An 11,589-nucleotide genomic window follows, 5' to 3' on the forward strand; every position below is an offset into this window, starting at 1 on the left:
ATATGTCGAGAGCACGACGAAAGAGACACTTGAATGCTTCTGTGTCTTCCCATTTTTAGAATGGCACGGGATCAGGGATTAGTCAAATCGAGAAGGCCCAGCACCTGGTCGGAGGTGTAGAAGGGTTCGAGCCGTTCGCGAATCCGGGCCGCCAGCACGCCGTCCCGCTTGGCGGCCTCGATCACCGCGGGGCCGTAGCGCAGGATCTCCTCGCTGATGTCGTCGGCGGTGAGGCCGAGTTCGGGCAGCAGCCCGGCGAGGGTGTGGTCCCCGTACCGGGCGAAGAAGACCTCCACCGACTCGTCGAGCAGCAGGCCGACGTATTCCTTGTTGCGGCTGGTCTTCACGATCTCGTGCACGAGCAGCACCAGCTCGCGCAGATCGGCCTGGCTCAGGTAGTCGCGCAGCCCGCTGACCGGTTCGCCCGCGTGCAGATCCCAGAACTCCATGGCCGCGCCGTGCACGGGCGCCTCGCGCAGGGTCTCGCGGATGGCGTTGGTGACCCGCTTGAGCGCGTAGAGGGTGCCGCGGGCGGCGAGATCGCCGACGCGGCTGTTCTCCACGGCCTTGCGCGCGGACTTCACCGCGGACTGGCCCAGCGACATCAGCGAACCCGCGCCGGGCACGCGGCCCGCGATCTTCTTGTTCGCCTCGAGGATGTCGTCGATGAGCATGTCGGAGAACTTCGCGGCGACCGGTCCGGCGGTCGGGGCCTCGCTGAGGCGGTCGAGCAGGCGTTCCTGGGTGCCGTACATGCCGAGGATCTTCTCGAGCAGGGCCTCGACGGGTTCGCGCTCGACGACGTCGCCGAGGGTGTAGTCGTCGTTGCCCGCGATGTGGTCGTAGAGCGAATTCGCCAGCACGCCGAGCAGTTCGCGCAGCAGCGGGCTGTCGCCGCCGTGGTCGACGACCTTGCGCACGGTCAGCTTGGCCTGGTCGACGGCGACGACGTCCCGGAAGACGATGGTGTCGGCCACCTCGAGCACGGTGGCCACGTCGCGGGCGACGACCTCGGCGAATCGGTCGCCGGACACCTCCGAGAGGATGAAGTCCACCTGGGCGTCGAGCAGTCGTTCGGCGATCTCCCGCGGTTCGGTCATCGGTACCCTCGATTCGTCCGGACCGCCGGACTAGCCGGAGTCGTTGCGGCGCATCGAGTTCCGAATCTCGTCCAAACGGTCGCGCGCGGCCTTCTCCCGCGCTTGCCACTGTTCGTCGGCACTGCGGCCCGCCGGTGTCTGCCGATCGAGTTCGCCCATCCCCTGTGCGGTACCGAAGCGCTGCTCGACCTTATCGCGAACTGACTCGAAAGTAGGTACGCCCCCGGGAGAATAACCCCCGACTTCCCCGATCCCACCCGGCGACATCCCCGTTCCACTCACGGGCGCGACCTGCCCGTATGTCGCAGGCGTGGCATCCGGCACCCCCGGCCCCGGGCCGCCCGTGGTCGAAGTCACATCCCCCCGCACCTCGATATGACCGGTGTGCCCGGCCAATTCGACAGCCACCAGATGCAGCCGATCCAACGCGGGCCGACCGGTGGTCGCGGTAGCGACAACGGCCAGCAGATCCTCATCCTTCAGAGCCGCCAACAGCGCCGCGAAATCCCCGATCTCAGACATACTTCCAGGCTACGCACTCCCACCCACCCACGACCCGTCCGCGCACCTCACGCCTCAGCCGCACACCTCACGGCCCCGCCGCGCGCCCACGTCCTCGGCGCACCCCATCGCCCGGCCGTGCACCCCCAGCTCAAGCGCGCACCCCACGTCTCAGCCGCGCACCTCACGGCCCGGGCGCGCACCTATTGGCCCGGACGTGCACGGCACCGCCCTCAGGCGGCCTGTGGTGCGGGGCCGCCGCGCAGGTCCTCGTGGGCCGTGCGGTGCGGGACGCAGCGGTGGACGGGGCCGGGGGTGACGAAGGCCGGATCGAGTCGTTGTACGAAGGTGAGGTTGTCGCGGCGCCAGCAATCGATGCAAACCGGCTCGTTCATGGCGTTCTCCTCGGTCCCTAGCGCTCGAACACGCTGTGCCAGTGGGATTCTCGAACTAGTACCCCACCGGACCCCCGAGATCACCTCACCGGCGAACCCGCCGCCGAATCGTTATGAACCTCGCCGCCCCCGCCGATACACCTCGGCCCGGATCGTCGCCCCCAGCGAGTCGCTGACATGGAAGTACTCGCCACCCATCCCCGCCGCCGCCTTCGCGACCTCCTCGATGGCCCGTGAAAGTCCCCGCTGCTCAACAACCCTCTCGGGGCGGCACCGAATCGCGGTGCCGCCCAGCCTCGCCCGCGAGTCAGCGCAGCGCGGCCCCCACGGCATCGGCGGCCGCGGCCACCGCGGCATCGCGGGCCGCGCTGGCCTCGTCCTCGGTGAGGGTGCGGTCGGGGGCGCGGAAACGCAGGGCGTAGGTGAGGGAGCGGCGGCCTTCTCCGGCCTGGGCGCCCTCGTAGACGTCGAACAGGGCGATGTCCTCGAGCAGTTCCCCGGCCCCGGCGCGCAACGCGGATTCGACCGAGGCGGCGGGCACCGCCCGGTCCACGCTCACCGAGACGTCCTGCAACACCGCCGGGAACGGCGACACCGCGGGCGCCGGGCGAATCTCGCGCAGCGGCAACGCGTCCAGATCCAGTTCGAGAGCACAGGTGCGCGGCGGCAGACCCGCCCGCTCGAGCACCGCCGGATGCAGCTCCCCGGCGTGGCCGACCACCCGGCCCTCGACGACCAGCTCCGCGCACCGGCCCGGATGCCACGGCAGATACGCCGCCGCCCGCCGCTCGATCCGCACCCCGGCCGCATCGCCGATGGCGTCCACGAGCGCGAACGCGTCGGCGGCCTCGGCGGCCCGCCCCGGCCCCCACGGACCGCGCGGTTCGCGCCGCCCGGCCAGCACGGCCGCGACGTGCACCGGCTGTTCGGGCAGCGAATTCAACAGCGCCGCAATCTGTTCGTCGGTCGGCCGCCGGTCCACCGGCAAGGGCTCCACCGGACCCGTGTGCGGCGTCGGCAGCACCACCTGCGCGATCCCGTAGACGGCCAGATCCCGTTCACCGCGAGAGATGTTGCGCGCGGCCACTTCCAGCAGTCCGGGCAGCAGCGTCGTCGCCAGCTCCGCCCGCTCCACGTCGAGCGGATTGAGCACCCGCAGGGCGTTGCGCCGTGGATCGTCGGCGTCGAGCCCCCACGTGTCGAACGCGGCGCCCGGCATGAACAGCGACACCGGCACCTCCACGGTCCCCGCGAACGCCAGCGCCCGGCTGACCGCTCGCCGCCGCCGCTGCGTCGCGGTGAGTCCCCGTCCGGCAGGCGCGCTCGGCAACACCGACGGAATCTTGTCCAGCCCCTCGAGCCGCAGCACCTCCTCGACCAGGTCGGCGGGCTGGCTCAGATCCGGCCGCCAGCTCGGCGGGGTGACCACCAGCTGCCCGTGCCCGGACTCGCTGACCCCGACCTCGACCGCGCACCCGATCTGCGCGAGCCGCCGCGCCGAACTCCCGGTCGGATACGCCACGCCCGCGGTCCGATCGGCGAGATTGATATCGATGCGGATCGGCCGCGGTCCCGGCGTCGGCACCCGCACATCGGTGAGGGCGGATTCGACGGTGCCCCCGGCGATCTCGGCCAGCAGCGTCGCGGCGCGATCCAGCGCGGCCACATTGATCTCCGGATCGACCACGCGCTCATAGCGTTTCGCGGCCTCGGAGGGCAGCTTGTGCCGCCGCACGGTCCGCGCGATCGCCACGGGATTCCAGGTCGCGGCCTCGAGCAGGATGTCGGTGGAATCGTCGGCCACCTCGGTGGCCGCACCGCCCATCACCCCCGCCAGCGACTGCACCCCGGACTGGTCGGCGATCACCACGTCCTCCGGGTCGAGCGTGCGCTCCACGTCGTCGAGCGTGCGCAGCGTCTCACCCTTGTGCGCGCGCCGAACCACCAAGCCGCCGTTGAGTTTCCCGGCGTCGAACGCGTGCAGCGGCTGCCCGAGCTCGAGCATCACGTAGTTGGTGACGTCCACGGCCGGCGAGATCGGCCGCACCCCCGACAGCAACAGCCGCCGCTGCAACCACCACGGGCTCACGGCCTTCGGATCGATGCCGCTCACCCGCCGCGCCGCGAACCGCGTGCACAGGGATTCGGGCTCCAGCGTGACCGACCACGCGGGCCCCTCTTCCAGGGCCCCGGCATGCCCTTCGCCGGGGCCGGGCAGCGTGCGCACCGCCGGATCGGCGTACTCGAGATCGAAGCCGCACGCCAGCTCCCGCGCCAACCCGCGCACCGAGAACGCGTACCCCCGATCCGGCGTGATCGCCAGCTCCACCACGGTGTCCCCGAGCCCGAGCAGTTCGTTGGCGTCCGCCCCCGGCTCGGCGGTCCCCGGCTCCAGCACCAGGATCCCCGAATGATCCTTGCCGATGCCCAATTCGGCCACCGAGCAGATCATCCCGTGCGAGGTGTGCCCGTAGGTCTTGCGCGAGGAGATGGCGAACCCGCCCGGCAGCACACCGCCCGGCAACACCACCACGACCAGATCACCGACCGCGAAATTCGTTGCGCCGCAGATGATCTCCTGGAGTTCCGGCTTGCCGATGTCCACCTTGCAGAACCGGATCGGCTTCTTGAACTCGGTCAACTCGGTGATCTCGGCGACCCGCCCGACCACCAGCGGCCGCTCGAGGTCACCGGTGACCGGCGCGAGGGTCTCGATCTCCTCGACCTCGAGGCCGACCCGGGTGAACCCGGCGTCGAGCTCCTCCGGCGTCACCGACCACCCGGGCGTGGTGCGCTGCAGGACTTCGGCCAGCCAGGACTGTGCTACTCGCACTTGACGTTTCGCTTTCTCGTGGGAAGACGGTCAGGACTGGACACCGAACGGCAGCGTGAAACGCACGTCGCCTTCGACCATGTCGCGCATATCGGGAATCCCGTTGCGGAACTGGAGCGTGCGCTCGAGGCCCATGCCGAACGCGAAGCCGCTGTAGACCTCCGGGTCGATGCCGCTGGCGATGAGCACCCGCGGATTGACCATCCCGCAGCCGCCCCACTCGACCCAGCCCGCGCCGCCCTTCTTGTCCGGGAACCACACGTCCACCTCCGCCGACGGCTCGGTGAACGGGAAGTAGCTGGGGCGCATCCGGGTTCGCGTGTCGGGCCCGAACAGCGCCCGCGCGAACGCGTCCAGGGTGCCGCGCAGATGCGCCATGGTCAGGCCCTTGTCCACCGCCAGCCCCTCGACCTGCGAGAACACCGGGGTGTGGGTGGCGTCGAGCTCGTCGGTGCGGAACGTGCGCCCCGGGCACACCACATAGATCGGCAGCTCCCGCTCGAGCAGCGAGCGGACCTGGACCGGGGAGGTGTGCGTGCGCAGCACCTGCCGCGACCCCTCGGGCGCGACGTGGAAGGTGTCCTGCATGGTCCGCGCCGGATGGTCGGGCAGGAAGTTCAGCGCGTCGAAGTTGAAGTGCTCGGTCTCGACCTCGGGCCCCTCGGCGACCTCCCAGCCCATGGCCACGAACACATCGGCGACCCGCTCGGACAGCGTGGTGATCGGATGCCGCGCGCCCACGGCCTGCCGCCGCGCGGGCAGCGTGACATCGATGGCCTCGGCGACCAGCACCGCCTCGTCGCGCTCGGCCTGCAACTGCGCGTGACGCGCCTGATAGGACTCGCTGACCCGGGCGCGCGCGACGTTCACCCGCTTGCCCGCGTCGGCCTTCTGCTCCTTGGGCAACGAGCCGAGCGAGCGCTGCGCCAACGAGATCGGCGACTTGCCGCCCATGTACTCGGTCTTGGCGGCGGCGAGCTCGTCGAGGGTGGTGGCAGCGGCGAACGCCTTTTCCGCCGCGTCGGCCGCGGCGGAGAGCGACTCCTCGCTCAGTGCCTCGTTCTGCTCGGCTGCGTTGTCGTCGGCCACGATGGTTCGTCTCTCCCCTGCTGCTTTGGGTGCTGCGGGCGCTCTGCCCCACGGACATTGTTGCTGGTCGAATCGTAGGCGATGCAGGCAGGCCGCCTCATCCGGTTATCGACTGGTCTGACCACTTGACCTCTTACCAATCTCGGGGCTAGCGTGGGCGAATGGCCTTGCAGCGCATCGACCGTCGCACCGTCCCCGACACGGTCTTCGAACAGCTGGTGGACGAGGTGCTCGACGGCGAACTGCCCCCCGGCGCGGCCCTGCCCGCCGAACGCCAACTGGCCGAGACGCTGGGCGTGTCGCGACCGACGGTCCGGGAGGCGTTGCAGCGGCTGGCCCATACCGGCCTGGTCGAGGTGCGTCAGGGCGGGGCGACGACCGTGCGCGATTTCCGGCGGCACGCCGGGGTGGACATGCTGCCGCGGCTGCTCGTGCGCAAGGGGCGGCTGGACACGGCGGTCGTGCGCAGCATCCTCGAGACGCGCTCGGCGATGGGCCGCGAGGTCGCCGCGCTCGCGGCCGAACGGGCCGATACCGCCCGCGCCGACGCCCTCGACGACGCGGTGGATTCCCTTGCGCACCAAGGCGATCCGGTGGAGCAGCAGTGGGCGGCGCTGCGGTTCTGGGAGGTGCTGGTCGACGCCGCCGATTCCGTCGTGTTCCGGCTGCTGTTCAACAATCTGCGGGTGGTCTACGAGCCGACCATGGCCGCCCTGGCGCAGGTCATGGTCGCCGAGGTGAGCCGGATCGAGCGGTATCGCGCGCTGGCCGGGGCCGTGCGCGCCGGGGACGCGGCGGCGGCCCGGCGGGCGGCGGGGGAACTGTTGTCGGCCGCGGCGGCGGAATTCGAACCGGTGCTGCGCGGCCTGGACGAGTCAGGAGAGAACAAATGACGACAAGGACCGATCGCGGGCGGTTCACGCTCGGCGCGGCGTTCGCGGTGTTCGTGCGACGGCCCTCGCCGTGGATCATCGCCGCCATGCTCGCCGGGGCGCTCGTCGCGCGGCTGATCGTGGGCGGCTGGGGCCTCGGCGACGCGGTGGTTCCGCTGGTGATGCTGGCGGTGTTCCCGTTCGCGGAGTGGGTGATCCACGTATGCGTATTGCATTGGCGCCCAAGGCGTCTCGGCCCCCTCACCATCGATTCCCTGCTGGCCCGCAAACACCGTGAGCACCACGCCGATCCCCGCGACGTCCCGCTGGTCTTCATCCCGTGGCAGACGTTCCTGTGGCTGCTCCCCGCCCTGATCGCGATCGCCCTGCTGGCCTTCCCACACCCCGGCCTCGGCCTGACCTTCCTGGTGGTCCTCGGCGCCCTGGGCCTCAACTACGAGTGGACCCACTACCTCATCCACACCGACTACCAGCCCCGCACCCGCCTGTTCCAGGCCGTCCGCCGCAACCACCGCCTACACCACTTCAAGAACGAACACTACTGGTTCACCGTCACCACCTCCGGCACCGCCGACCGCCTCCTCCACACCCACCCCGACCCCACCACCACCCCCACCTCCCCCACCACCAAATCCCTCCACCCCTGACCTTGTTTCAGCCACCCCCCACCCGGCAACCCCGCCCCCGTGACGAAACCCAACCAAGGCGACGAATACAGCGACGAGGTCCCCATCAAACCCGACCGCGACAAAACCCCACCCACCCCCGACGACAAAACCCCCGCCCAAAACCAACATCCCGAACCCGCCACAGACACCACGGAGGGCTCAGGCGAACCCCCGGACTGACAACCGTCACGTCCCCACTGAACCTACCCCGCGTGATACGAATCGTCCGTGATTCCGGGGTGGGTTCAGTTGGTCGTATCGGCACGCGGGTGCACCGGTTGGGGGTGGTCGCGGGAATCGGTTATCTGATCTGCCTTGTGCCCCTGGTCGTCTGGAGTCTCGTGGCCTGATCGGGCGATGGGGACCGTCCTCGGTGCGCGTGCGGCGCAGGCGTTTTAGAGTGCCACCGTGCCGCGATCACCTCGCTTTCCGGATTTGTTGGATGATGCCGCGCTGTTGTCGTTCGAGCATCGGGTGTATCTGGGTGAGGTGTTGGGGGAGCATTCCTGGCGGGTGAATATGCGGGCGGGGGTGTTCGCGTTCGATACCGAGCGGGGGGCGATCGAGTGCCCGCGGTTCCATTTCCTCGGGTCCGCGGCGGTGGGGGCCGGGACGTGGATGTGGGCGTGGGCGAATCCGTCGGGGTTCCCGCCCGCGGTGTCCAAGCTGTCGGAGACGGTGCGGGACTTCGGGATCGCGCACCGGATCGCCGAATTGGCCACGGCGGAACTGCCGTTCGACGCGTTCCCCGGCCCCCGCCCCCTCCAGGTCGCGACCGCCCAGACCGAGGCGGCCAAGGCCGTGACGGGCCGGTGGACCAGCTACCTGGGTGCGGGCGCGGACGGCACGACCGTCGCCTTCCTCGTCGAACACCCGGCCTTCCGCCTCCCCGCCCCCGACCCGACCCGCGTCATGCGCACCCTCACCCAGGGCCTCACCACCCTCTCCCTGCGCGACCACCGCCGCGCGATCACCCGCTATCTCGTGCTGCGCGGCATGAACTGGACCTTCACCCCGGACTACACCCTGCTGACCGTCGACTCCCCCACCCTCACCGGCACGATCACCTTCGACGCCCGCGGCCGCGCCGAAGCCCTCGACCTGAACGTCCCCGCCCGAACCTGAACGCCCACAACCGATTTCCGAGGCCCGCCCCGCCGAACATGAGACCGTGGCTCGATCAGCCCGCCGCCCCGAACCACCGCGTCACCTGCGCGACCAACCCGTCCTGATCCTCCCCCACCCACGCCACATGCCCATCGGGCCGCAACAACACCGCCGGAACATCGAGTTCCGCGTCGACATCCACCAGGTGATCCACCCGATCGGCCCACCCGTCGACCGACAGCTTCCCGGTCCGATCCAGCAGCAGCCCGCGCCCGCCCCGCATCGACTCGTACAGCCGCCCGCCCGTCAACGGCACGTCGCGCAACCGCCGCCCGAGCAGTTCATGTCCCGTACCGAAGTCGTAGCGCACCCCGATCGCGGTCACCTTCTCGATCAGATACCGGTTCACCTCGTCGAAATCCATCAACTCCGCCAACAGCTTTCGCACCGCCTGCGGCCCGGGCTCGGTGGCCAGCAACTCCATCTGCGCGCGCGTGTTGTTCAACACGTCCGCGGCCACCGGATGCCGTTCGGTGTGATAGCTGTCCAGCAGTCCCGCCGGGGCCCACCCCGCGACCTCCGCCGCGAGTTTCCAGCCGAGGTTGAACGCGTCCTGCACCCCGAGATTGAGCCCCTGCCCGCCGGTGGGCGGATGCACGTGCGCCGCGTCCCCCGCCAGCAGCACCCGGCCGACCCGATACCGCTCGGCCAGCCGCGTCGCGTCGCCGAACCGGGACAGCCACCGCGGCGAATGCACCCCGAAATCCGTCCCCGCGGTCGCCCGCAACTGCCGCTTGAAATCGTCGAGAGTCGGTGGCTCCGAAGGGTTTTCGCTCACCCCGTCGGCGGGCACGACGACGCGGTACCGCCCCTCCCCCACCGGCCCGAGCCCGAACCGCTTCTGCACCTCGCGCACCCGGGTCACCACCTCGGTGACCGTCTCCGGCGAGACGCCCACCTCCATCTCCCCCAGCAGGGTCTCCACCCGCGTCGGCTCCCCCGGAAACCCGACCCCGAGCAGTTTGCGCACCGTACTGCGCCCGCCGTCGCAACCCACCAGATAGCGCGAGCGCACCTCGGTCCCATCCGCCAGCCGGACGGTCACGCCCTGCTCGTCCTGGGTCAGCCCGACCAGTTCCGCGCCCCGCCGGATCTCGGCCCCGACCTCCACCGCGTGCTCGAGCAGCAACCGGTCGGTGATCGTCTGGGGTATGCCGAGGGTGTAGGCGTGCGCGGTGTCGAGCCCCTCGGGCGCGGGCTTGGTGAGCGCGGCGAAGAACCCGCCGACCGGGAAGCGGCGGCCGTGTTCGAGAAACCGCTCGAGCAGACCACGCTGATCCATCACCTCGATGCTGCGCACGTGCAGGCCGAGCGCCCGCACGAACGCGGGCGGCTCGGCCTCCCGCTCCACCACGAGCACATCGACCCCGTGCAACCGCAGTTCCGCGGCGAGCATCGCGCCCGTCGGTCCGGCCCCGGCAATGATGACGTCGAACATGAACCGCCTATCCGTCGATTTCGGCTGAGGCGGGTTATTCTGCGGCACCCCCCGGGCCTTGCCGCAAGGCCCCCTGTCGGCTATATGTTGAAAGTGGAGGGGAGTTCAGCGATTCGTCACGCCCGCCGCCCGCCGACTCCGGCGTCCCCGCCGTGGCGACCAGATGATCGAAAGTGCCTGTGAGACCGAGCATTCGGTCCAGCACCGGCGGCCGGTTGTCCAGATGCAGCTCGATGCCCGCCGTCTCGGTGAGCCGGCGGATCAACAGCAGCGCGGACAGCCCGGTCGAGTCGCAGAACGTCAACTCGGTGCAATCCAGATGCAATCGCGTGGTCTCCGGCCGCTCCGCGAGCAACCGCTCCACCTCCGCCACGAACGCGTCGGCGTTCTCGTAGTCGAGATTCCCGGACACCGGCACCGTGCGCCTCATGCGGGCGTCCCCAGTCCGGCGCCCGGCAGCGCGTCGCTGTCGAGCGCGGCGCGCGCGGCCGCGAGCAGGGCCAGCGCGCGCGGGAACTCCGTCAGCTGCCCCGCCAGCACCTCCAGCGCCGGGGGCAGCGCGCCCGGCGGCACCCCGCGCGCGCCGAGAATGCCCGCGGTCCAGGCGATGAACCCGGTGAACAACTCCTCGTCATCGATGTAGAGCGCGGTGGTCAGGAACTCGACGATGTGCGCGACATCCTCCGCGGTGTGCTGCGTCTGCCGGGCCGTGTAGGCCCGCAGCGCCGGGAACCGTTCCGCCAGACCGGCCATGGTCGCCCGCACCAACTGCCCCGAGATCCGGCTGACCAGCGTGTACTCCTGATCGGCCAGATGCGGCAGCTCATCGATGGGTTGCAGGGTCGGCGAGCTGTGTACCCGCGAAAACCCTTGCGCCAGACGGTCGGCCGCCGCGCGGGCGTCCCCCGCCCATCCGTCGGCGCCCAGCTTCCGCGCGTACCGCCCGTCCGGCCCGAAGGCCGCACCGCCCACCAGCACCGGCACCCCCGCCGCCTGACACGCGGTGATCGCCGCGTGCGCGGTCGGCAGCCGCGTCGCGATCGACGACGACAACGCCACCGCCTCCGACCCGTGCTGATGCAGATGCGCGATCAAATGCGGCGTGGGCACATGCGCCCCGAGAAAATCCACCTCCCACCCCCGCAACCGCAACACCTCCGCCAAGATCCGCGCCGGCAACGCATGCCACTCCCCATCCACACACGCCACCGTCACCCGCCCCCGCCGCCCCACCGAATCCCGTTGCGACACAACGCTGTCAGCGCTTCGATGCGCCAACGCCGCGATCACCCGATCATTGATCGCCGTCGCCGCGTGCTCCTGCGCGACCGTCAATCGATCGGCCGCCCACTCCGTCCCGACCCGATGCTGTACGGGCGCGATCACCTCGAGCAACACCTCCTCCGCCGACATCCCCGCGTCCAACGCCGCGAAAACCGCCGCGACCGCCGCGTATTCGTCCCGGGCGACCACGGCCTCCCACAGCCGTTCCGTACTCATCCCGC

At 70.3% G+C, this 11,589-nt stretch carries 12 protein-coding genes; 4 read left to right on the forward strand and 8 right to left on the reverse strand.

What is annotated here, in order from left to right; translation table 11 throughout:
- Window positions 1-71: 71 nt before the first annotated feature.
- The 5 genes from ACWDSJ_RS17265 to pheS form a co-directional block, all read right to left on the reverse strand.
- Window positions 72-1,100 (reverse strand): hypothetical protein, encoded by a 1,029-nt coding sequence (locus ACWDSJ_RS17265; protein WP_450033065.1) that lies wholly within the window; start codon window positions 1,098-1,100, stop codon window positions 72-74.
- A 30-nt stretch (window positions 1,101-1,130) separates the two neighbouring features.
- A complete protein-coding gene (locus ACWDSJ_RS17270) occupies window positions 1,131-1,622 on the reverse strand; it encodes a hypothetical protein (RefSeq protein WP_450033066.1) in 492 nt (163 codons plus the stop codon).
- A 212-nt stretch (window positions 1,623-1,834) separates the two neighbouring features.
- The gene (locus tag ACWDSJ_RS17275; RefSeq protein ID WP_387362147.1) at window positions 1,835-1,996 is read right to left on the reverse strand and encodes a hypothetical protein; all 162 of its coding nucleotides are present in this window, start codon (window positions 1,994-1,996) and stop codon (window positions 1,835-1,837) included.
- Window positions 1,997-2,303: 307 nt separating this feature from the next.
- On the reverse strand, window positions 2,304-4,829 hold the full coding sequence (gene pheT, locus ACWDSJ_RS17280) for a phenylalanine--tRNA ligase subunit beta (RefSeq protein ID WP_450033068.1): 2,526 nt from the start codon (window positions 4,827-4,829) through the stop codon (window positions 2,304-2,306).
- A gap of 30 nt (window positions 4,830-4,859) precedes the next feature.
- Window positions 4,860-5,918, reverse strand: coding sequence for a phenylalanine--tRNA ligase subunit alpha (gene pheS, locus ACWDSJ_RS17285; RefSeq protein ID WP_450033070.1), 1,059 nt, complete (start codon window positions 5,916-5,918; stop codon window positions 4,860-4,862).
- 161 nt (window positions 5,919-6,079) lie between these two features.
- On the opposite strand from pheS, the gene ACWDSJ_RS17290 reads away from it, so the two are divergent.
- The 4 genes from ACWDSJ_RS17290 to ACWDSJ_RS17305 all read left to right on the forward strand — a co-directional run bounded on the left by ACWDSJ_RS17290 (window position 6,080) and on the right by ACWDSJ_RS17305 (window position 8,604).
- Window positions 6,080-6,811 (forward strand): FadR/GntR family transcriptional regulator, encoded by a 732-nt coding sequence (locus tag ACWDSJ_RS17290; protein ID WP_450033072.1) that lies wholly within the window; start codon window positions 6,080-6,082, stop codon window positions 6,809-6,811.
- Window positions 6,808-7,458: a sterol desaturase family protein gene (locus ACWDSJ_RS17295; RefSeq protein WP_450033074.1), complete on the forward strand. Its 651-nt coding sequence runs from the start codon at window positions 6,808-6,810 to the stop codon at window positions 7,456-7,458. The genes ACWDSJ_RS17290 and ACWDSJ_RS17295 overlap by 4 nt, the downstream gene beginning before the upstream one ends.
- 39 nt (window positions 7,459-7,497) lie before the next feature.
- Window positions 7,498-7,659: a hypothetical protein gene (locus ACWDSJ_RS17300; protein WP_450033076.1), complete on the forward strand. Its 162-nt coding sequence runs from the start codon at window positions 7,498-7,500 to the stop codon at window positions 7,657-7,659.
- Window positions 7,660-7,887: 228 nt separating this feature from the next.
- Window positions 7,888-8,604: a DUF6882 domain-containing protein gene (locus tag ACWDSJ_RS17305; RefSeq protein ID WP_450033077.1), complete on the forward strand. Its 717-nt coding sequence runs from the start codon at window positions 7,888-7,890 to the stop codon at window positions 8,602-8,604.
- Between the two features lie 55 nt (window positions 8,605-8,659).
- Here the strand turns inward: ACWDSJ_RS17305 and rox are convergent, their stop codons facing one another.
- The 3 genes from rox to ACWDSJ_RS17320 are packed head-to-tail and all read right to left on the reverse strand — an operon-like array spanning window position 8,660 to window position 11,584.
- A complete protein-coding gene (gene rox, locus ACWDSJ_RS17310) occupies window positions 8,660-10,084 on the reverse strand; it encodes a rifampin monooxygenase (RefSeq protein WP_450033079.1) in 1,425 nt (474 codons plus the stop codon).
- 34 nt (window positions 10,085-10,118) lie between these two features.
- The gene (locus ACWDSJ_RS17315; protein WP_450033081.1) at window positions 10,119-10,514 is read right to left on the reverse strand and encodes an STAS domain-containing protein; all 396 of its coding nucleotides are present in this window, start codon (window positions 10,512-10,514) and stop codon (window positions 10,119-10,121) included.
- Window positions 10,511-11,584: a cobalamin B12-binding domain-containing protein gene (locus ACWDSJ_RS17320; protein ID WP_450033083.1), complete on the reverse strand. Its 1,074-nt coding sequence runs from the start codon at window positions 11,582-11,584 to the stop codon at window positions 10,511-10,513. The genes ACWDSJ_RS17315 and ACWDSJ_RS17320 overlap by 4 nt, the downstream gene beginning before the upstream one ends.
- Window positions 11,585-11,589 lie beyond the last annotated feature (5 nt).

The organism is Nocardia sp. NPDC003482 (genome assembly GCF_053588115.1).